Raw genomic sequence first — 22,957 nt, forward strand, 5'->3', positions numbered from 1 at the left:
AAACCATAGAACTATTATGTGAACATTCCAGTGGCGAATGTTCACATAATAAAATCTAAAATGAGGTGTTACTTATGATTGCAGTAGAACTATTTGTCGTCCTGCTCTTTATCTTTTTGGGGGCCAGAATTGGCGGTATCGGTATTGGTTTTGCCGGTGGTGCTGGTGTTATTGCCCTTTCATTAATTCTTGGTGTTCCAACAAGCCAATCTTTTATCCCGGTCGATGTAATTTTGATCATCATGTCGGTTATCACCGCAATTGCAGCAATGCAGGTTGCTGGCGGTATGGACTGGTTGGTACAAATTGCAGAAAACTTCTTGCGTAAACACCCTGAACGCATCACCTTTTACGCGCCGATTGTGACCTTTGTAATGACACTAATGGCGGGTACTGGTCACACAGCATTCTCTACGCTGCCTGTTATTGCAGAAGTAGCAAAAGGCCAAGGTGTTCGTCCTTCTCGTCCACTGTCTATCGCAGTTGTAGCCTCTCAAATTGCGATCACAGCTTCGCCTATTTCGGCAGCAGTTGTGGCTTTCGCAGCGATGCTTGCACCCTTTGGTGTCGATTACCTAACGCTATTGATGGTTTGTATTCCAACAACCTTCATCGCTTGTATGGTTGGTGCGGTTGTCGCGAACTACATGGGCAGTGAACTGAAAGACGATCCAATTTACCAAGAACGTCTAGAGAAAGGTCTAATCAAGCTAGCAACAGAAGAGAAACGCGAAATTCTACCAACAGCGAAGAAAGCGACTTACATCTTCCTTGCGGCGATTGGTTTTGTTGTTTGCTACGCAGCCGCTATCTCTAGCTCTGTTGGCCTAATTGAAAACCCAGCACTGGGCCGTAACGAAGCGATCATGTCTGTGATGCTGGCAGCAGCAGCGGCAATCGTGATGTTCACTAAGATTGATGCAGCGAAGATTTCTTCGGCTCCAACATTCCGTTCAGGTATGACAGCGTGTGTTTGTGTACTGGGTGTGGCTTGGTTAGGTTCAACGTTTGTGAATGCACACGTTGCTGAAATCAAAGACGTTGCTGGTGCTCTACTGGCTGACTACCCATGGATGCTGGCTCTTGTTCTGTTCTTCGCTTCTATGCTGCTTTACTCTCAAGGTGCAACAACGGTTGCACTGATGCCTGCAGCTCTAGCGATTGGCGTAGCACCACTAACAGCCGTAGCTTCTTTTGCTGCGGTAAGTGCACTGTTCGTACTTCCAACTTACCCTACGCTACTGGCAGCGGTTGAGATGGATGACACAGGTTCAACGCGTATTGGTAAGTACGTATTTAACCACCCATTCTTCATTCCTGGTGTGGCAACAATCAGTACAGCGGTAGCACTCGGCTTCGCATTCGGCGGTCTATTTATCTAACACTCGCTGAAAAACCAAACCTAAAAGGAAGCTTCGGCTTCCTTTTTTCTTTTCTGAACAATGTGTTTATTTGATACGTATCAAATAAACATTATAAACTTAAAAACCCGAACAAAAATAACGTTTGAATAAAATTCCAAGAATATTCACGCCATTCATTAACAATGCCTGCCAACGCAACCACCCCTTGTTTCTATCTAATTTACATCGAATATTAATCCAAGCTAACTAACCAAAAAACCTTGCTCTTTTTCTAACGTTTTTCAGCCTATTCATTGGTCACTATTTTTGTGAACAATACCAAAATTAAATGGCGGCGTAAGGAATAAAATAACCGCAGTTAAATTAAATCTTAATTCATTTGGATATATAAATATAAAGATACTTATATTTAAAGTCGGCAACGTCATATAGATGACCGCTCTATAAGGGCAATAATTTCATATCGTTGAATGATTTATAAATATCACTGTATTTACAATCTATAAACATTAGTCGCTAATTCACGTCAATTCTATTTAGGATGATGTAAGGAGATAGCCATGACGACTCAGACGATACCAAGCGAGAAAAAAAAGGGCGGCTTCTTTGCCAACTTTAAATTCCCTTCTGCCTACACCATTCTATTTATTCTAATTGCATTCGTAGCCCTGCTTACCTGGGTTGTTCCAGCAGGCCAATACGACCGAGCAATGAATGAAGAGCTAGGTCGAGAAGTTCCCGTAACCGGAACCTATCAAGCCGTAGAAGGTAACCCTCAAGGTGTGATTGACGTACTACTCGCGCCCATTGACGGTTTCTACGACCACAATAGCTATGAAGCTGCAGCAATCGACGTTTCGCTGTTCATCTTAATCATTGGTGGCTTCTTAGGGCTAGTAACCAAAACTGGCGCTATTGATGCCGGTATCGAACGTGTCACCGCCCGCTTAGAAGGGCGAGAAGAGTTGATGATACCGATACTGATGGCATTGTTTGCTGCTGGCGGTACCGTCTACGGCATGGCGGAAGAATCACTGCCATTCTATACGCTGCTAGTACCTGTAATGATGGCCGCTCGCTTTGACCCTCTTGTTGCCGCTGCGACCGTACTGCTTGGCGCAGGGATTGGGGTGCTAGGGTCAACGATTAACCCATTCGCAACCGTGATCGCTGCCAACGCCTCTGGTATCCCATTTACTGACGGTATCGTGCTGCGTATTGCCATGCTCGTTATTGGTTGGATAATTTGTGTTGCCTACGTCATGCGTTACGCAAGAATGGTTCAAGCTGACCCAACAACTTCGATTGTCTACGACAAATACGAAGAGAACAAAGCGCACTTCCTTGGTAACGCGAGCGACGAAAAACTTGATTTCACCACAACGCGTAAATTAATCCTCACTATTTTCGGTGGCTCTTTCGCTGTGATGATTTACGGTGTATCGGTTGCTGGCTGGTGGATGGCAGAGATCTCAGCGATGTTCCTAGCAGCGACAATCATTGTCGGTATTGTGGCTCGCATGAGCGAAGAAGAGTTTACGACTAGCTTCATTGATGGTGCCCGCGACCTACTTGGTGTAGCGCTTATCATAGGTATCGCGCGTGGTATCGTGGTCGTGATGGACCGCGGTATGATCACCGATACGATTCTGTTCTCTGCAGAACAAATGGTGACGGGGCTTTCTTCAGTTATCTTTATTAACGTAATGTTCTTCTTAGAGATTCTATTGTCATTCTTAGTACCATCAACGTCAGGGTTAGCGGTGCTGACTATGCCAATCATGGCTCCGTTGGCCGATTTTGCTGGCGTAGGTCGTGACCTTGTTATCACCGCTTACCAATCCGCTTCTGGCTTGGTGAACTTAATCACACCGACCTCTGCGGTAGTAATGGGTGGCTTGGCGATTGCTCGCGTCCCTTACGTGCGCTGGGTTAAATGGGTAATGCCATTAATCGGTATCTTGATGGTGTTCTGCATCGTTGTACTAAGTATTGGTGCGCTTATCTAACTTAAAGCACTTCACTCCGTTCTCATCCAAAGCCGCTTTCTTAGCGGCTTTTTTTATCGCTATCGCTATCGAATCCAACTCCAACCCGCTCACCAAAACAACCTCACGAGCTGCACACGCTTCATTTAACGCCTCTCTATGACCTATCTCAGTAGCAAAGCTTAAACAAGCAAAAACCACTTGCGACAAAGAGTAAGCCAACGTTTAAACATCAAGGTTAAAGCTAATAAAGCGCCAACTATTCTTCGCTCTTATATTTATAAAAATATTTAGTCATTTATTAGCGTTAATTATATTTAAAGTAATTAACTCTGTAATAACCAAAGAGGAAACAGTAGTGATTTTTATAGAAAACTGGCTTAAAAAGCCCAATTATAAAGTGTGACCACAATAGCTTTATTCGCATTTAAATTGTTAAAGAATAATTAATTTTACGTACAAAATTAAATATATAAATACTAACATTGCATACTTCCAATCTAAGCTCATTATTATCAATAAAACCATTTTGCATATAATCCCTCACAAATTGGATTCTAGCTAGGTGAATGAAAAAAGCATGCATAATATTCCCAAGGAGTTAACTATTTAGAAAAGGCTGACAATAGTTGAAAGTGCATAAAGTTTGTTAAAACCCTTGATTTTAAAGGGCTGCGGGATAAAAAACGATTTGTGATAGATCTCTAAGAATACCTGACTAGCAGGCGTAATATTAATTCCAGACAAGAGATATGAATAAAATAATTCATTCTTCTCAACTGAAAATAAATAATTACTCTTAGCAATAAAAGTAATTCAAATATATAAGAGAGAGACGATCATGAGTAAGTTCTATGTAGGTTCTGAAATAGGTCAATTACGCCGCGTTCTAGTTCACCGTCCAAGACGCGCACTGACTCACCTAACACCCTCTAACTGTCACGATTTGCTGTTTGATGACGTACTGGCTGTTGAGCGTGCAGGTAAAGAGCATGACGCATTTACTCAAACGCTACGTGATCAAGGTGTTGAGGTTCTTCTTCTTACTGACTTGCTAGCCGACACACTAGCGGTGTCAGAAGCGAAAGATTGGCTACTAAGCTGCCAAGTATCTGATTACCGTTTGGGTAAAACATTCGCCAATGATGTGCGCTGCTACTTGGGCGACTTACCAAACCTAGAGCTAGCAAAAATTCTAACGGGCGGTTTGTCTTACGCTGAGATGCCAATGAAATCATCTTCAATGATGCAAGGCATGCACGCACCAACTGACTTCATTATCGAGCCTCTACCAAACCACCTATTTACACGCGACACATCTTGCTGGGTATACGGTGGCGTATCTATCAACCCGATGGCAAAACCTGCTCGTCAACGTGAAACAAACCACGTTCGCGCTATTTACCGCTGGCACCCAACATTCGCAGGCGAAGACTTCATTAAATACTTCGGCGATGAAGAAAACATCAACTACGACAACTCAACGATCGAAGGTGGTGACGTTCTTGTTCTTGGCCGTGGCGCGGTACTTATCGGTATGTCTGAGCGTACAACAGCACAAGGTGTTGAGCACTTAGCGTCTAGCCTATTCAAACACGGTCAAGCGACACAAGTTATCGCAATGCAACTACCGAAACACCGTTCTTGCATGCACTTAGACACCGTGATGACTCACATGAACGAAGATACGTTCTCTGTTTACCCTGAAGTGGTAAGTAAAGACGTGCAGTGCTGGAACCTAACTGGCGATGAATCAGGCGCTGTGAAAGTGAAAGAAGAAGGCTACTTCGTAACAGCTATCGAAAAAGCACTTGGCGTAGACAAGCTAAATCTCATCACAACCGGTGGCGACAATTTCCATGCAGAACGCGAACAGTGGAACGATGCGAACAACGTTCTTACCGTTAAACCTGGCGTTGTTATTGGCTACGAAGGCAACACATACACCAACGAAAAATACGACAAAGCAGGCATCACGGTTCTTCCAATCCCTGGAGATGAGCTTGGTCGCGGTCGCGGTGGCGCACGCTGCATGAGCTGTCCAATTGAGCGTGATGGTATCTAATCACTAAGACGAAAACGGCCAAGTTGAACAATCTTGAATAATCTCAGCTTGGCCAAAATGAGAGAACACAATTATGACTAAGCAAACTGTTGTTGTTGCACTCGGTGGGAACGCCCTACTTCGTCGCGGTGAACCGTTAGAAGCCGATGTTCAACGCCGTAATATTGAAACTGCTGTTAAAACTATCTCTGAAATCGCGAAAGTGTACAACGTGGTTCTAGTGCACGGCAATGGACCACAAGTTGGCTTACTTGCTCTACAAGGTTTGGAGTACAAAAAAGTAAACCCGTATCCATTGGATGTATTGGGCAGTGAGACTCAAGGCATGATCGGCTACATGCTGATGCAAGAGTTCAAAAACTACCTGCCTGACCGCAACATCTCATGCATGTTGACGCAAATGACCGTTGATCCAAATGATCCTGCATTCGCCGATCCAACCAAGCCAATTGGCCCGATCTACGAAGAAGCAGAAGCGCGTGAGTTAGCGGAGAAATTCCACTGGATCGTAAAACCAGACGGCCAACACTTCCGTCGAGTAGTGCCAAGCCCACGACCTACCGGCATTGTTGAACACGAAGCAATCACTCAACTTATCGATGCTGGTCACCTCGTAATTTGTACTGGCGGTGGTGGCATCCCAGTGAAAAAAGAAAATGGCAAATTAGTCGGTGTTGAAGCAGTTATCGACAAAGACATGTCTGCAGCTTTCTTAGCGAAACAATTGGATGCGGATGCGCTGCTTATTTTGACCGATGCGGACGCTGTTTACCTTGATTGGGGCAAACCGACTCAACACGCACTACGTAGCACCACACCAAGTGAACTGGCGCAATTCCAATTCGATGCAGGCTCAATGGGGCCAAAAATTGAAGCATCGTGCGAGTTCATTCAGCAAGGCGGCAAAGTCGTTGGTATCGGCGCACTCGAAGATGGTTTGCAAATACTGCAAGGCCAAGCGGGCACCAATATCACCAAAGGTTAACGCATTCGTGAGCTTTATCATCTTGAAAAACTTAAAGCTTGAGAATCTTATACCTTAAGTCTTGAGAGCTTTTAAAGCTTGCGAAAACAGAATTAAACGAAACAAACAAAACCGAACAACTTTAACTTAAAAATTGAATCGCGCTTTCTTGAATTTTATTTCCCTGTAACAAGGAAGCGCCTAAATCTAAGAAGGAATACATCATGGCTTTTAACCTACGCAATCGTAACTTCCTAAAACTACTAGATTTCACTCCACGCGAAATTCAACACTTGTTAGATCTTTCTATGGAGCTAAAAAAAGCGAAGTACAACGGTTACGAACAGCCAACACTGACTGGCAAAAACATTGCGCTTATCTTTGAGAAAACCTCAACTCGTACTCGCTGTGCATTCGAAGTAGCGGCATTCGACCAAGGTGCTCGAGTTTCTTACTTAGGCCCATCTGGCTCTCAAATTGGCCACAAAGAATCAATGAAAGATACCGCTCGCGTTCTAGGCCGTATGTACGATGGCATCGAATACCGCGGCTTTGGTCAAGAAATCGTTGAAGAGCTAGGCGCTTACGCTGGCGTTCCTGTGTGGAATGGCCTGACTGACGAATTCCACCCAACACAAATCCTAGCTGACTTCCTAACTATGACGGAATACGGCCGTGGCAAGCAACTGCATGAAATCAAGTTTGCTTACCTAGGTGATGCTCGCAACAACATGGGTAACTCTCTAATGGTTGGCGCTGCGAAAATGGGTATGGATATTCGCCTTGTTGCTCCAAAACAATTCTGGCCACAAGAAGAGCTATTAGCTGAGTGTCGTGAGATTGCAGAGCACACTGGCGGCAAAATTACACTAACAGAAGATGTTCAAGAAGGCGTGCAAGGTTGTGACTTCCTATACACCGATGTTTGGGTATCAATGGGCGAAGCGAAAGAAGCGTGGGCTGAGCGTATCAATCTAATGATGCCTTACCAAGTCAACATGGACATGATCAAAGCAACGGGCAACCCACATGTGAAATTCATGCACTGCCTACCTGCTTTCCACGGTGAAGATACAACAGTAGGTAAACAACTTGCTTCTGAATATCCACAGCTAAAAGACGGCGTTGAAGTAACAGATGAAGTGGTTGAGTCTGAATACTCTATCGTGTTCGATGAAGCAGAAAACCGCATGCACACCATCAAAGCAGTAATGGTTGCGACATTAGGCAGCTAAGCAATTAAGAAATTAAGCAGTTAAGAAGTAAAAAATTAAGAAGCTAAGCACTCACTTGTTCGAAGTACGTTGATAAGTTAAGTGCAATGACAGGGAAATGCGGGTGGCGTTCTTGGGATCTTGACCTTGAATAAAACTCGCATTTTTTTTCATGTGGTTGAAGAGATTATTTCCTGAAAAAGCCTGCAACTCTCAGTTCCAACAAAGGCTTAAATGGGAGAGCAAAATGGATGTTATTTCGCATAAAAATCCATTAAATGAATACTTTACAGAAAGTATTGCATGGCGTTTTTATCTGAGTATAATCCTCCGCAATTTGTCTTAAGAGAGCAAAAAATGAACCGCAATTTTGTCGCACATGATTGTCAACCAACACGCCCTAAAGTGGCGTTGGTGTCATTTTTATTTTTCTCTATTGATCGTTTCGAAGCCTCCTATTTTTAGGGGGCTTTTTTTTATCCGCAATTTGACTGTATGCATAGAAGGAAGACCCGTTATGGCGCATTCGTTATTTAACAAGCACATCATCTCCATTCCAGAGCTATCTCGTGATGAACTGGAGCTTATCGTCGATACTGCAGCAAGGCTCAAGGCTGAACCAAACCCTGAGCTGCTGAAAAATAAAGTCGTTGCGAGCTGCTTCTTTGAGCCTTCAACTCGTACTCGCCTTTCATTTGAAACCGCAGTTCAACGCCTTGGCGGCACCGTCATCGGCTTTGATAATGGCGGTAACACATCGCTAGCGAAAAAAGGCGAAACACTTGCCGATTCGGTGCAGGTTATTTCTTCTTACGTTGATGCTTTTGTGATGCGTCACCCACAAGAGGGCGCAGCACGTTTGGCTTCTGAATTTTCTAACGGTGTGCCAATTGTGAATGGTGGCGACGGTGCCAACCAACACCCAACGCAAACCTTATTGGATCTGTTCTCGATTTACGAAACGCAAGGCACGCTCGATAACCTTAATGTGGCGTTCGTCGGCGACCTAAAATATGGCCGCACCGTACACTCATTGACGCAAGCACTATCAAAATTCAATAACGTGCGTTTCTTCTTTATCGCGCCAGAAGTGTTAGCGATGCCTGATTACATCTGTGAAGAATTGGAAGAGATGGGGATCCAATACAGTACCCACAGCAGCATTGAAGAAGTGGTGCCTGAGCTGGATGTTCTATACATGACTCGCGTACAGAAAGAGCGCTTTGATGCGTCAGAATACGCGCACATGAAGTCGGCTTACATTCTAACCGCCGATACCTTGAAAGAGGCACGCCAAAACATGAAAGTGCTTCACCCATTACCACGTGTCGACGAAATCACAACCGACGTAGATAAAACGCCACACGCTTACTACTTCGAACAAGCTGAAAACGGTGTATACGCTCGCGAAGCTCTATTGGCCCTAGTTCTTAACGACACTTTATAAGCAGGAGAAACAGTCATGGTTAAACAAACTCAGCTACAAGTAGAAGCGATCCGTAACGGCAGCGTGATTGACCACATCCCTGCTCATCTTGGTATCAAAATCCTTAAACTGTTTAAGCTACACAAAACAGAACAACGCATCACCATGGGATTAAATCTGCCATCATCTGCGCTCGGCAATAAAGACCTCATCAAGATTGAGAACATCTTTCTGACTAAGGAACAAGCCAACCAATTGGCTCTGTATGCGCCGCAGGCAACGGTGAATCAGATTGAGGAGTACAAGGTCGTTAACAAGCTGACACTTGTGCTGCCAGACCAAATCACCAGTGTGTACACTTGCCCGAATAGCAACTGTATTTCGCACGGTGAACCCGTTGAAAGTAACTTTAAAGTGCAGCTAAAACACGAAAACGTACAACTAAAATGTCACTATTGTGAAAAAGTATTCTCTCGCGAGATCATGAGTGAAATCCGCTAGCCCTTAGCGCTCTTACCTTCGTAAAAGAAACCACTCAAACTACATGGATATTTATTCCTAACCCGGAATAAATATCCACTTACCAAAAGAATAAAATTCCACAAAAAAAGCAAATGACCAGAATTTTGTTTGGTGATCGCCTTCAAAAAGATAACTATTCTTTAGTGGTAGACTAAATGAATAGAAGATCATACATCACGCATACCCTTCCTATTAATTTCGGGATTCATCGGTAAGCCCTAATTAACAATCGTACTCTACGGCTTTGGGAGTGCGTTCTGCGCTATGGACAAGCGATATCCACATGTTGGCCTTAAAGGAGTTGTTCATGAACCAAATCACTGAGCACGGTTGCTTGTATTCAGCTGAAGATAAAACACTGACTGCAGCGTGCAAACGCTTACTACAACAGCAAAGCTTCTCAACCCAGAACCAGCTGCGAGAGAAACTCGTCGACATTGGCTATACAGGTATTAGCCAGTCGACTGTGTCTCGCATTTTGTCACAACTCGGTGTTGTCAAAATTCAGAACGCCTGTGGTAAAAAGGTTTACTGCATCACCGTAGAAAGCGCACCGGTACGTGTCGATGCGTCAATCTCATCACAAATCGAATTAATTACTCACAACCAAGCAATGGTGATCGTAAAAACAAACCCAGGTTGCGCACAGTTGGTCGCAAGATTGGTTGATATCGACCCACATACCGAGATTATCGGTACGGTTGGCGGCAATGACACTGTGTTAATTATTCCGAAAGACACCACGAATATAGATGCTTGCGAACAAGTAGTAAGAGCACGCTTAGGAGTGGCTTAAATGTCTTATTGGCAAAAGCTGACAACTCATGTTGAGCGACTGACACTCTCTCGACTGCCCCAGAAAATAGCCCACCCGCCTTAGGGGATATTTGTCTACCGATGAAACTAATCACAAACTATTACGGTCTGATTGAGTTAAGATACCTTCAACTCCATTTTGATGACTAAATAGTATGCGACGACTTGCCACATTACTTTTTGTTTGTGTTTCCCTGTTCACCCAGCCTGCGTGGGCGCTTTTTGGAAACGACAACGCCGAGCCAAGCTTCGGAGGCAATAACAACGGTTTTGTCCCTGTAGACCAAGCTTTCCCTTTCAATTACTACCAGCAAGACGGCAAGGTCCTTCTCGACTGGCAAGTAAAAGAGGGCTACTACCTCTATCAACATAGCCTCTCGTTCACTGGCCAAAATCTCACTATCGGCAATGTTGAAATGGAAAATGGCCAACCACACCAAGATGAATTCTTCGGTGAGGTGAGCATTTATACTCAGCCGTTATTCGTGCAAGTTCCTCTACAGAGTTACCAAGATGGCTCACAGCTGATCGTTAAGTATCAAGGCTGTGCAGATGCTGGTTTCTGTTACCCACCAGAGATCCGAGTAATCGACATTGAACCGTTTACTGCGACGAGTTCTGGGGATATGAAAAGCAGTGATGTGCAAAACAGTGGTGCTTTACAAGGTTCTTCTGATGCAGCTGGTGAAGCTGACAATTCAGTACAAGCCTCTTCTCCTACCGCTGACGCAGCAAGCAATACCACTCAACAAACCAATGCTCCCGTTTCAAAAGAAGCAGGCTTAGCCGATAAGCTGGGTGACAGTTGGTGGACGCCATTATTATTCCTCGCACTCGGTGTTGGCTTGGCCTTTACGCCGTGTGTCCTGCCTATGTATCCGATTCTAACGGGTATTGTGCTAGGTGGCGGTAAGCTCAGCCAAGGTCGTGCGCTGATGCTGTCCTTCATCTACGTGCAAGGCATGGCGCTGACCTACACCTTATTAGGTTTAGTGGTTGCTTCAGCTGGCATGCAGTTCCAAGCTGCGATGCAACACCCTTACGTATTAATCGCGCTGAGTGTTCTGTTCGTGACGTTGGCGATGTCGATGTTCGGCGTTTATAACCTACAACTGCCAAGCAGTATCCAAACTTGGCTTAATAACCAAAGCAACAAACAACAAGGTGGTAATACCTTGGGCGTGTTCGCAATGGGCGCTATCTCTGGCTTGGTGTGTTCACCTTGTACCACAGCGCCACTGTCAGGCGCGTTATTGTATGTGGCTCAAAGTGGCGACCTATTAACCGGAGCGATCGCTCTGTATGCGTTAGCGATGGGTATGGGTATTCCGCTGATTTTGGTTGCGGTGTTTGGTAATAAGCTACTACCAAAAGCAGGCAGCTGGATGGACAAGGTGAAGATCGTATTCGGCTTTATCTTGCTGGCAGCGCCTATCTTCCTGCTAGAGCGAATTATTCCTGAATTGTGGGCAACGGTACTTTGGTCTGGTCTTGGGTTCATCGCCTTTGGTTGGCTTTACCACAGCAAGAATGCACTGCCATTCGGTGGTTGGAAACAGAGCGCTGTAGGTATCATCGCGATGCTTGGCCTGTTCGCATCAGCTCAACCTGCGCTAAATTACTGGTTCGCAGAAAAGAGCGTGGTGGTTGAGCAACAAATCCAATTTGCACGCGTCAACACGGTTGAAGAGTTAGAAATCCAGCTCATCGAAGCCAAGAAACTCGGTAAGCCAGTGATGCTCGATTTCTACGCCGATTGGTGTGTGGCATGTAAAGAGTTTGAGAAGTACACCTTCCACCAAGCAGATGTTGAGAACAAGCTTTCTGATTTCGTCCTGCTTCAGGCTGACGTAACGAGAAACATGCCTCAAGATATTGAACTGCTTAAACAATTACAGGTACTCGGCTTACCAACAATTGAGTTCTGGGATGGCGAGGGTAACCATGTTCCAAATGCTCGTGTGACGGGCTTTATGCCTGCCGATGTATTCTTGAAACATATGCAAAACCACCAGCTATAACGGCAATATTCACCGGAATATCCGCCTAAACGAAAGCCGCACCGCCCCTCCATAACGAGATGGCAGTGCGGCTTTTTTGCTATTCAGAGTAACGCTTTCTTATTCTGGGGATAAAAGTCGATATGGTTCAGACTTTTAATGCATAAATATTGTCCACATACTCAATCAGGATGATAATAAATATTAACTAAATTGTTAAAAGTATGAACGTCATGGACTCGACCTATACCATCATCATTGCTGATGACCACCCTCTCTTTCGCAACGCCCTGTTTCAGTCAGTTCATATGGCTATCAGCGGTGCGAACCTGCTTGAGGCTGATTCTCTCGATGCCTTACTGACTCTACTAAAAAAAGAAGATGAACCGGACCTGTTACTTCTCGACCTTAAAATGCCGGGAGCAAACGGGATGTCGGGCTTAATTCAACTACGTGCTGAATATCCAGATTTACCGATTGTGGTGATCTCAGCCAGCGAGGATGCCAGCGTTGTCACTCAAGTGAAGAGCCACGGTGCCTTTGGCTTCATTCCTAAGTCGAGTGATATGCGTGAATTGGTGAGTGCACTGAATCAAGTGCTGAATGGCGACCCGTTCTTTCCTGAAGGCCTTATCACCAACAATGCAGCCTGTAGCGACCTTGCGGAAAAGCTTTCCACACTGACGCCCCAGCAATACAAGGTGTTAGGGATGCTTTCAGACGGCCTGCTAAACAAGCAAATCGCCTATGAATTGAATGTTTCGGAAGCGACTATCAAGGCACATATGACAGCCATCTTCCGTAAACTGGATGTGAAAAACCGAACTCAGGCGGTTATCTTGCTACAAGAAGTCCACAACTAAACTTCGCTTATATCCTCTTCTAAAGTCGTCTTTGGTAAACATAAACCCAACCTGACGACTTTATGATCATCTATCTCTGCAACCACCCAAGTAATGTCATGCCACATAAAGCTGTCGCCTAATACCGGGTGTGCCCCAAGCTCTTGATCAACCAATTGTTTTAGCGTCATTTCTCGCTCTTCTTCCGAGCCCAGTTCAATACCATAACAATCGCTTACCGCAGCGACCGATAACCCAACATCTAAGAAGAAGTCACCGAAGAATCGAGCGGCTTCTTCTGCCAAAGGTGCCTCACTGAACAGCTCACTTAGGCTATCTAGATCTTTATCTTGACCAAGCACACAGAGAATATCGTTCGCCTCTAATATGGTACTGCCCGATGGGTGAAGCAAGGCATCTTGTCGAAACAGTGCGGTAATGCGCGTCCCTTCAGGCATCGATAAACGCTTGAGCGGTTCACCGACACACCACTTTTCCTCTTTCAGCTTGTAGACAAACATCTCCCATTCACTGGTCGGATAAATCTCGATACCGGTACGAGAAATCGGTGTTGGCGTTGGCGGTAGAGTCACTTTAGCGAGTCTTGCGACTTTCATTAAGCTGCCGCCTTGAACAATCAACGAAACCATAACCACGAAGAAGGCGATATTGAAATACAGCTGAGCATTTGGCAGGCCAGCCATCATCGGGAAAACCGCCAAAATGATCGGAACTGCACCACGTAAACCTACCCAAGAAACAAACCAACGTTCTTTGGTGGTAAAGCTTCTGAACGGCAGTAAACCCAACCAAACCGACAGCGGACGAGCAAACAAAATCATACCGAAGGCCAGCGCTAGCGCAGGCAGAGCAATGTCCATCAACGTTGATGGCGTCACCAATAAGCCCAATACCAAGAACATCACGATCTGGCTTAGCCACGTCATACCATCAAGAACATTAAGAATAGAGTGTCGAGAGCGCGTCGGACGATTACCAATGAACAGGCCTACAAGGTAGATCGATAAGATACCGCTGCCGCCCAGCATGTTAGAGAACGCAAACAGCGCCACACCACCACTGAGCACCAAAATAGAGTAAAGGCCATCCGCCAGTTGCACTCGGTTAATTAGACTCCATAGAACCCAACCTCCACCAATACCAACAAGGGTACCGATACCAAACTGCATCGCAAAGCTTTTCAGTAGAAAGTTCATCCCCATTTCAGCATCAGGCGTGCCCAGAAGCGCAATTAAGGTCACCGTCAGGAACACCGCCATTGGGTCGTTGGTACCCGATTCGATCTCTAGGGTTGAGCCAACACGCTCATTGAGGCTCTGCCCTTTCAGCAGAGAAAATACCGCAGCCGCATCGGTCGAGCCGACAATCGCGCCAACCAAGATACCCTGCATCAATGATAAATCGAATAGCCACGCGGCCATCAAACCAGTAAGAGTGGCAGTACACGCGACACCTATCGTCGCCAGCGAGAGCGATGGCCAAAACGCAACCTTGAAGCTCGCGACCTTAGTTCGCATACCACCATCAAGCAGGATCACGGCAAGCGCAAGGTTACTCACCAAATAAGTCAGCGAGTAATCATTGAAATTAATGCCACCGGGGCCATCTTCGCCCGCCAACATACCAACGAACAAAAAGATTAAAAGAATCGGAACGCCCAATCGAGAGGACACTTGTGAGAAAAGTACACTGATGGCGATGAGTACGGCACCAGTCAAAAATAAGTGGTTAATGGTTATTGCGTCCAATTCGTTCCCCCAAAGAATAAAATTCGAGCTTTAAGCCTGTTGTTCTTTTGCCACTAGCTTGTTGATCTTCTGCCGTTTAGCAAGGCACGGTCGGTGAAAGTGCCGTAGTTACTATAACAAACTTATGTTTCGCTTCGTGTCATAAGCAGGACTAAATACCGTTTCTCGGTCATTTAGTTGTTAAATTTTATGACTCGCAGTCTAATTCATCTCTTTTTGTTAGACCTTTGGCTAATTTAACATCATTGCAACATCACGTTTTTCTATGGTTCTGTCTCCTAGCTCCCATATTTCAGGACATTAGCGCTAATAGCGTCCCGACTAAAGTTGCACAGATCCCTTGACTTATCCTTGCTACATTCTAAATCGTAACATTACGTTAACACGCTATTTTACAAAAACGGTTTCACAAAACGGTTTCTACGAAAACGGAATTAAAGGAGAAGGCAATGGCGTTCGAATCTACGGAACATGCTCAAGCCTACTGGAAGGAAAACTTGGGAATAATGGGAACACTACTCGCTGTCTGGTTTGTGGTGTCTTATGGCGCTGGCATCTTATTTGTGGATGTCCTAAATACCATTCAATTTGGCGGGTTTAAGCTAGGTTTTTGGTTCGCTCAACAAGGTTCAATTTATACCTTCGTGGCGTTGATATTTATTTACGTTGTTCGCATGAATAAGCTGGACAAAAAATACAACGTACAGGAAGACTAGAGGCTAGAACATGGATATTCAAACTTGGACGTTTATTCTCGTCGGTATTACTTTCGCAGTCTATATCGGCATCGCAATCTGGGCTCGTGCTGGAACAACGAGTGAATTCTACGTTGCTGGCGGCGGCGTACACCCAGTAGCAAACGGCATGGCAACAGCCGCTGACTGGATGTCGGCAGCATCATTCATCTCAATGGCTGGTATCATCTCATTCGTTGGTTACGACGGTGCGGTTTACCTAATGGGTTGGACAGGTGGTTATGTACTACTTGCGCTATGTTTAGCACCTTACCTACGTAAGTTCGGTCAGTTTACGGTTCCTGATTTCATCGGTGAACGTTACTACTCGAAAACAGCACGTATGGTAGCGGTATTCTGTGCAATCTTCGTATCATTTACGTACGTTGCAGGCCAGATGCGTGGTGTTGGCGTTGTATTCTCTCGTTTCCTAGAAGTTGATATTAACCTAGGCATCATCATTGGTATGGGTATTGTGTTCTTCTACGCAGTGCTTGGTGGCATGAAAGGCATCACTTATACGCAGGTAGCTCAATTCTGTGTCCTCATTTTCGCCTTCCTTGTTCCAGCAATCTTTACCTCAATCATGATGACAGGTAACCCACTTCCACAAGTTGGTATGGGCTCAACGCTATCAGGTACAGATGTATACTTACTTGATAAACTGGATGGACTAACCGAAGAGCTCGGATTTACCGCCTATACCGAAGGTAACAAGAGCATGGTAGATGTATTCTTCATCTGTGCAGCTCTAATGGTAGGTACTGCCGGTCTTCCACACGTAATCATTCGTTTCTTCACGGTACCAAAAGTACGTGATGCTCGTATCTCAGCGGGTTGGGCACTACTGTTCATCTCATTGCTATACACAACAGCGCCAGGCGTTGCAGCCTTCGCTCGTGTAAACATGATCGAAACGATTAACGGCCCGGACATGCAAGGTGTCGCAGCAGCAGACGCACCAAGCTGGTACAAAAACTGGGAAAGCACAGGCCTAGTTGGTTGGGAAGATAAGAACGGCGATGGCAAAATGTTCTACTCGGGCGACGAACGCAACGAGATGAAGATTAACCGTGACATCATCGTACTGGCTTCTCCAGAGCTAGCAAAACTACCAAACTGGGTTGTAGCACTACTTGCAGCTGGTGGCCTAGCAGCCGCACTATCAACAGCCGCGGGTCTACTACTGGTAATCTCAACGTCGATTTCACATGACTTGTTGAAGAAAGGCTTTAGACCAAACATGACCGACAAGCAGGAGCTATTAGCCGCTCGTTTGGCAGCGATGGTCGCGATTGTCGGTGCTGGTTACTTAGGTATTAATCCACCAGGTTTCGTAGCTCAGGTAGTAGCGTTTGCCTTCGGCTTAGCCGCAGCATCCTTCTTCCCTGCCATCATCCTAGGTATCTTCTACAAGAAGATGAACAAGGAAGGCGCTATTGCAGGTATGTTGTCAGGTATTGCCTTCACAGCAAGCTACATCATCTACTTCAAGTTCATTAACCCAGCAGCAAGCACACCGGAAAATTGGTGGTTTGGTATCAGCCCAGAAGGCATCGGTACGCTAGGTATGTGTCTAAACTTTGTAGTATCAATTGCAGTGAACAAAGTGACCGCTGAAGTTCCTGAAGATGTACAAGAGATGGTTGAGTCTATCCGTTATCCTAAAGGTGCTGGTGAAGCTCACGACCACTAAGAAGCTCGCGACTTAGTGACTAGGATAAGAAGCACTTAGAAAATGAATCAGTACTTACATTGTAGGGATTAGGTACTGACTCAAGAAAGCCGATACTTTATGTATCGGCTTTTTCTTTTTCCCTGATATTTTATAAAAAGACTAAAGAAAGGGTTGTTTTTAAACTTTCATTTGATAATAATTATCATTAACATCCATTAAAGAGATGCAAATGATGATGAAAGAGCAGCAGGTTCTCTATTCAAGATTTTACAAAGCACAGGATCGCTTTGCTTCATTAGAGCAAGTTCAAGGTAACGAACCGTTTGTGATTCGAGACTATATCGAATGCGCACTCACGCTGTCGGCTTACTATGAAAAGCATGCCGCTCAAGAAAATATCTTGTTGTGTGAACTGTACCTGCGCCAAGTTTTCTTTCATTTAATTGAAGCGATTGAGTCTCCTGACCACAGTTTCGCCTTTCGTCATATCTGCCTAGACTCTATTCACTCTCCACTATTTTATTTAAAACGCCACTACCGCCAGCAACCGCACGGCCAAGCGCGTTTTTTGAATATCAGCCAGACACTACAACAAGTCCAAGCCCCACTTGGCTAACAAGGATAGAACATGACCCAAGAATTTCGGATTGAGAAAGACAGCATGGGCGAAGTTAAAGTCCCTGCCGATGCGCTATACCAGGCACAAACTCAACGTGCCGCGGATAACTTCGCGTTTAGTTCGCACAAGATGCCAACCAGCTTTATTCAAGCACTGGCGTTAATTAAGCAAGCCGCCGCCGATACCAACGCTCAATTAGGCTTATTAGAAGGTGATATTGCGAACGCAATTGCCGAAGCCAGCCAAGAGATCATTGAAGGTAAACACCTCGAGCAATTCCCTATTGATGTTTACCAAACGGGTTCTGGCACCAGCTCCAACATGAATGCCAATGAAGTCATTGCCACACTCGCTTCAAGAAGCCTGCAAGGCGACGTGAACCCCAATGATCACGTCAACATGGGTCAAAGCAGTAACGATGTCGTGCCAACGGCGATCCAAGTGAGCGTTGCTTTGATGACAGAAAACAAATTGTTGCCTGCATTAACTCACCTTTCTGCAGCACTTACCGTTAAACAACAAGAGCTTGCTGAGGTAGTAAAAACAGGTCGTACTCACCTAATGGATGCGATGCCGATTACCTTTGCTCAAGAGCTTGGTGGTTGGAAGTTCCAGATTGAACACGCTAAGCAAGCCATTGAAAGCAGCTTGCCAGCAATCAAGGCGCTTGCTCAAGGTGGCACAGCGGTAGGTACGGGGATCAATGCCGACCCACGCTTTGCCGATAAGTTTGCAAGCAACCTGTCTCAATCGACAAAGACCCGTTTTACCTCCAGTGAAAACTTCTTTTTTAACCTCAGTAGTCAAGACGCGATCGTTGCGTTTTCTGGTCAGCTTAAAACTGCAGCAGTTGCGATCCTCAAGATCTCAAACGATCTTCGCTGGATGAACTCAGGTCCGTTGGCTGGCTTAGGGGAAATTGAGTTACAAGCGCTGCAACCGGGCTCGTCTATCATGCCAGGAAAGGTCAACCCTGTGATTCCAGAGGCTGCAGCCATGGCGGCGGCGCAAGTGATTGGTAATGACACCACGATCACGATTGCTGGCCAATCGGGTAACTTCCAATTGAATGTGATGCTGCCGGTTATTGCTCATAACGTTCTAGAAAGCATAGAGTTGTTAGCAAACAGCTCAGTCGCACTGGCTGATAAAGCAATAGCTACCTTCACCGTGCGCCAAGACAATCTCGACTTGGCGCTGTCAAAGAACCCAATTCTCGTGACAGCCCTAAACCCTGTAATTGGTTACTTCAAAGCGGCGGATATTGCCAAGAAGGCCTACAAAGAAGGCTTACCGATTCTTGATGTTGCGGAAAGAGAAACCGACCTTAGCCGAGAAGAACTCAGCAAGCTTCTTGATCCAACCACACTGACGCAGGGTGGAATTGCTGGTTAGCTAGTTATCTATCTAGTTAGTTAAAAAGCGAATAGGCATTAACAATCCTTACTGAAACAAAAAAGGCCTCATCCGAGGCCTTTTCTACATCCGTTCATTAATTAGCTCACCCGATTTAAGACCGCTCTGAGTTTTAGCGGCTTGACGGGTTTAGCGATAAAGCTGAAGCTATTGGCTTTTATCGCTGCCAGCATGTCATCGGTTCTATCAGCACTGATGATGACCCCTTCAAAAGAGTCCCCAAGACGTAAACGACACTGCTGCAGGACTTCGAGTCCAGTTCGACCATTATCCAAACGATAATCAGAGAAAATCACATCCGGTTGCCAACCATCATCGAGACACTTCAAGCTTTCAACTAGATCAACGGCGGTCTTAACCTCACAGCCCCATCGTCCTATCAAGTTCTCCATACCGACCAAAATTTCTCGCTCATTGTCGACACACAGTATTTTCAGATGCTCGATGTCGCTGGTCGCCATTGGCGCTGAAGCTTGCACAACCGGAGCCACCTTTTCAGCTCTCGCTAAGGTGATGGAAAAGACACTGCCTTGACCCGGCCATGAACGCATCGATATTTGATGACCAAGCACATGGGCAATACCTTTGGAGATGGCTAATCCTAGCCCTAATCCCTGATCAGCACGCACTTGGCTACCACGAGTAAATTCTTCGAAGATCTCTTGTTGCTTGTCTTCATCGATACCGGTTCCGTTATCCCACACATCGATTCGAACCTGACCATTTACTCGTCTCGCACCGAGGACCACTTTTCCTTCAGGGTTATAGCGAAACGCATTAGTTAAAAAGTTCTGAATCACACGTCTTAATAACTTAGGATCAGAATGAATGAACAATGACGACGGGATCATTTGAAACTGGATTTTTTGTTGTATCGCTAAAGCGCTAAATTCCGCATTCAAATTGGTTAGTACATCATGCACGGCAATCGCATGAATGTTGGTTTCTAACTTGCCGGATTCCAAGCGCGAGATATCCAATAAATCACCAATCAGATCTTCAGCCGCACCAAGCGCGCTTTCGATATGAGAAGAAAGCTGTTTGACCTCTTGTTCTTTGGCGACCTCAGATAACGAAGAAGCAAACAAGCGAGCAGCATTTAATGGCTGCATCAAATCGTGACTCACAGCCGCAAGAAAACGACTCTTGGATTGTGATTCTTGGTCAGAGATTTGCGTCGCCTTTACCAAGCGATGATTCAGTTTTTCTAGCTCTTGAGTACGCTCATGCACTCTCGATTCCAAGCTTTCATTGGCATCTTTTAGCGCTTGCTCTGCTTGTCTGAATACCGTGATGTCGGTAAAGCTCATCACAAAGCCACCGCTTGGCATCGGGTTACCTTGCACTTCAATCACTCGACCATCAGGACGAATACGAGAAGAAGTATGTCGGGTGCCTTGTTCAAGGTGATAAACACGGCGGCGTACGTGATCTTCCGGGTCGCCAGGACCACACAAACCTTGCTCAGCATTATGGCGAATCACATCTGAAATGGGTCGACCAACCTGAATCAAGCCAGCAGGGAACTCAAACAGTTCTAAGTAACGTTGATTCCACGCCACCAGCCTCATTTGTTTGTCGATTACTGCAATACCTTGGCCAATATGTTCAATCGCACCTTGCAGTAAACCACGACTGAAGTCGTACAGCTCAGAGGCTTCATCAACGATAGTCGCAACCTCTTCAAGCTGCATGTTTCTGCCTTGTAAAGCAGAAGTGAGTACTAACTTAGCAGACGAAGCACCAAACACCCCAGCAAGCACGCGCTCTGCGTGTCTAATCAGGCTTGCAGGTGCTTGTTGATTAGGAAGTAACGGCTGGCCGTGTTGTTGCCAATAGCTGTGTAAGGCGCTTTTCGCTCGCTTTCGACCCACAAAACGCGATGCCAACATCTCTAATTCTGCGACTGTCACACGGTTCTGATAGAGACTGATGTTCTCATTTTCAGGCAGTGGTGTACCAACAAATGCTGCCGATTGTAAGCGCTCACTTAGGCTTGGTCTGGTCGTCATCGAGACCACGGCATAGCACAAGGTATTGAGTAAAATACTCAGCACTATGCCCCAATTTGAGCTGCTAACATCCCAACTTCTCAGCAGTTCTGGCGGCGTGATAATCCACAGCAGTAAGTTACTTTCGCTATCGCCCGCTAGCATGCTGGTTTGACTCATCAGGGTAATCAGCCAGATCACCGAACCGACAAGCAAACCGACATAAACACCCTTACGGTTTCCGGGACGCCAGTACAATCCACCAATTAATGCAGGAGCGAACTGAGCAATCGCAGCAAAAGAAAGAAAGCCAATAGCCGACAATGAATGGATAGTATCGAGGGCCTGATAAAACAACCAAGCACCAAGTAACAGCAGCAAAATTAACCCGCGTCGAATCACCAGTAACAGGCCAGAAAAATGTCGATGTGTTCTTTGGGTTAGACGCATACGGCGCAGCAGCAATGGCATCACTAAATCATTCGAAACCATGATCGCTAATGCGATGGTCGATACAATCACCATGCCACTCGCCGCCGAAGTACCTCCGAGGAATGCTAACAAAGCAATGTGATTAGCACCTTCTGCCATTGGCACACTGATAACGTAAGTATCAGCCGGCATGTCAGTGAGCAACCCTTGTCCTGCCCAAGCAATTGGCAGCACGAACAGTCCCATCAAAATCAGGTAAAGCGGAAACAGCCAGCGAGCAGTATGCAGATCTTGAGGACGTTCGTTCTCAACCACCATGGTGTGGAATTGGCGCGGCAGACAGACAATCGCCAACATGGTTAAAACGGTATGAATAATTAAGGTCGGAATATTCGGCGATTCGTAGGTGGAAGCCGCCACATCAAGTAAGTCAATTTTGTCACTGCTCACCGCAAGGTACATGATGAACAAGCCAACAATCAAAAATGCCGCGAGCTTAACGATGGATTCAAACGCTACAGCCATCATCATGCCACGGTGGTGTTCAGTGTTATCGATGTGTCGCGTGCCAAACAACATCGTAAAAATGGCCAATGCACCGACCACAAACCAAGAGACGTGATAGTCCTGATAACCAAAATCAGTGGCTAGGTTTGGCGCAACAATATCTAAGCCCATGGTAATACCGCGCAATTGCAGGGCGATATAAGGAAGAATGCCAACCACAGCGATAATGGTCACCGCCACCGCTAAGCCTTGAGATTTTCCATAACGAGCCGCGATAAAGTCGGCAATAGAGGTGATGTGTTCACGCTTCGCGATAAGGATCAGCCGAGCTAAGATCCGCCACCCCAACGTGAAAACTAAAATAGGGGCGAGGTAGATGGGTAAGAATGACCAAGGATTGTTACTGGCCTGCCCGACCGTTCCATAGAAGGTCCAAGAAGTACAATACACCGCAATAGAAAGGCTATATATCCATGGACGCCAGCGTGATAGCCAACGAACTTGCCTGTCTCCATACCAAGCGATCAAAAACAACACGCCCAAATAGGCTAAAGAGACTGGAATTACTATCCATCCTTGCATTAAAAACCCTTTTTCATCCATAAAAAAA

The 22,957-nt window shown here is 45.7% G+C and carries 17 protein-coding genes; 14 read left to right on the forward strand and 3 right to left on the reverse strand.

The genetic code is table 11. The features are described from left to right. The first annotated feature begins 74 nt into the window (after positions 1 to 74). Complete coding sequence (locus tag AC3CIA_RS14750) at positions 75 to 1,382, forward strand: anaerobic C4-dicarboxylate transporter (RefSeq protein WP_004729714.1); 1,308 nt, start codon at positions 75 to 77, stop codon at positions 1,380 to 1,382. Between the two features lie 542 nt (positions 1,383 to 1,924). Continuing rightward, on the forward strand, positions 1,925 to 3,373 hold the full coding sequence (locus AC3CIA_RS14755) for a YfcC family protein (protein ID WP_054548235.1): 1,449 nt from the start codon (positions 1,925 to 1,927) through the stop codon (positions 3,371 to 3,373). On the opposite strand, the gene AC3CIA_RS14760 is transcribed toward AC3CIA_RS14755, so the two are convergent. Beyond that, positions 3,350 to 3,553: an arginine deiminase gene (locus AC3CIA_RS14760; protein ID WP_488518903.1), complete on the reverse strand. Its 204-nt coding sequence runs from the start codon at positions 3,551 to 3,553 to the stop codon at positions 3,350 to 3,352. The genes AC3CIA_RS14755 and AC3CIA_RS14760 overlap by 24 nt on opposite strands. A gap of 640 nt (positions 3,554 to 4,193) precedes the next feature. Here AC3CIA_RS14760 and arcA point away from each other — a divergent pair. From arcA to AC3CIA_RS14800, 8 genes are all read left to right on the forward strand, one after another. Beyond that, positions 4,194 to 5,417 carry an arginine deiminase gene (gene arcA / locus AC3CIA_RS14765; protein ID WP_488518267.1) on the forward strand — a complete coding sequence of 408 codons (1,224 nt, stop codon included), beginning with the start codon at positions 4,194 to 4,196 and terminating at the stop codon, positions 5,415 to 5,417. A 73-nt stretch (positions 5,418 to 5,490) separates the two neighbouring features. Then, complete coding sequence (arcC, locus tag AC3CIA_RS14770; RefSeq protein WP_086048590.1) at positions 5,491 to 6,402, forward strand: carbamate kinase; 912 nt, start codon at positions 5,491 to 5,493, stop codon at positions 6,400 to 6,402. 203 nt (positions 6,403 to 6,605) lie between these two features. Next, complete coding sequence (gene argF, locus AC3CIA_RS14775; RefSeq protein ID WP_086048589.1) at positions 6,606 to 7,616, forward strand: ornithine carbamoyltransferase; 1,011 nt, start codon at positions 6,606 to 6,608, stop codon at positions 7,614 to 7,616. 496 nt (positions 7,617 to 8,112) lie between these two features. Beyond that, the gene (pyrB, locus tag AC3CIA_RS14780) at positions 8,113 to 9,042 is read left to right on the forward strand and encodes an aspartate carbamoyltransferase (RefSeq protein ID WP_086048588.1); all 930 of its coding nucleotides are present in this window, start codon (positions 8,113 to 8,115) and stop codon (positions 9,040 to 9,042) included. Positions 9,043 to 9,057: 15 nt separating this feature from the next. Continuing rightward, complete coding sequence (pyrI, locus tag AC3CIA_RS14785) at positions 9,058 to 9,522, forward strand: aspartate carbamoyltransferase regulatory subunit (RefSeq protein WP_065207424.1); 465 nt, start codon at positions 9,058 to 9,060, stop codon at positions 9,520 to 9,522. A 328-nt stretch (positions 9,523 to 9,850) separates the two neighbouring features. Next, positions 9,851 to 10,339: an arginine repressor gene (locus AC3CIA_RS14790; protein ID WP_009844705.1), complete on the forward strand. Its 489-nt coding sequence runs from the start codon at positions 9,851 to 9,853 to the stop codon at positions 10,337 to 10,339. A 175-nt stretch (positions 10,340 to 10,514) separates the two neighbouring features. After that, entirely contained in the window at positions 10,515 to 12,380 is a 1,866-nt protein-coding gene (locus tag AC3CIA_RS14795) for a protein-disulfide reductase DsbD (protein WP_017096529.1), read from the forward strand. Between the two features lie 212 nt (positions 12,381 to 12,592). Further along, positions 12,593 to 13,222: a response regulator transcription factor gene (locus AC3CIA_RS14800; RefSeq protein WP_012604978.1), complete on the forward strand. Its 630-nt coding sequence runs from the start codon at positions 12,593 to 12,595 to the stop codon at positions 13,220 to 13,222. On the opposite strand, the gene AC3CIA_RS14805 is transcribed toward AC3CIA_RS14800, so the two are convergent. Then, positions 13,219 to 14,970, reverse strand: a complete 1,752-nt coding sequence (locus AC3CIA_RS14805) for a potassium/proton antiporter (protein WP_488518268.1) — start codon at positions 14,968 to 14,970, stop codon at positions 13,219 to 13,221. The two genes, AC3CIA_RS14800 and AC3CIA_RS14805, sit on opposite strands and share 4 nt — an antisense overlap. A 449-nt stretch (positions 14,971 to 15,419) precedes the next feature. Between AC3CIA_RS14805 and AC3CIA_RS14810 the strand changes: the two genes are divergently transcribed. The 4 genes from AC3CIA_RS14810 (at position 15,420) to AC3CIA_RS14825 (ending at position 19,396) form a co-directional block, all read left to right on the forward strand. Continuing rightward, a complete protein-coding gene (locus AC3CIA_RS14810) occupies positions 15,420 to 15,686 on the forward strand; it encodes a DUF4212 domain-containing protein (RefSeq protein ID WP_009844701.1) in 267 nt (88 codons plus the stop codon). Between the two features lie 10 nt (positions 15,687 to 15,696). Beyond that, a complete protein-coding gene (locus AC3CIA_RS14815; RefSeq protein ID WP_054548240.1) occupies positions 15,697 to 17,400 on the forward strand; it encodes a sodium:solute symporter family protein in 1,704 nt (567 codons plus the stop codon). A gap of 211 nt (positions 17,401 to 17,611) precedes the next feature. Next, positions 17,612 to 17,998 carry a hypothetical protein gene (locus tag AC3CIA_RS14820; RefSeq protein WP_004729728.1) on the forward strand — a complete coding sequence of 129 codons (387 nt, stop codon included), beginning with the start codon at positions 17,612 to 17,614 and terminating at the stop codon, positions 17,996 to 17,998. A 12-nt stretch (positions 17,999 to 18,010) separates the two neighbouring features. Next, a complete protein-coding gene (locus AC3CIA_RS14825) occupies positions 18,011 to 19,396 on the forward strand; it encodes a class II fumarate hydratase (RefSeq protein ID WP_488518269.1) in 1,386 nt (461 codons plus the stop codon). A 101-nt stretch (positions 19,397 to 19,497) separates the two neighbouring features. Here AC3CIA_RS14825 and AC3CIA_RS14830 read toward each other — a convergent pair whose 3' ends face one another. Further along, complete coding sequence (locus tag AC3CIA_RS14830) at positions 19,498 to 22,929, reverse strand: hybrid sensor histidine kinase/response regulator (RefSeq protein WP_241762564.1); 3,432 nt, start codon at positions 22,927 to 22,929, stop codon at positions 19,498 to 19,500. Between the last annotated feature and the right edge of the window lie 28 nt (positions 22,930 to 22,957).

The sequence above is a fragment of the Vibrio sp. QJM3NY_27 genome (assembly GCF_057785955.1).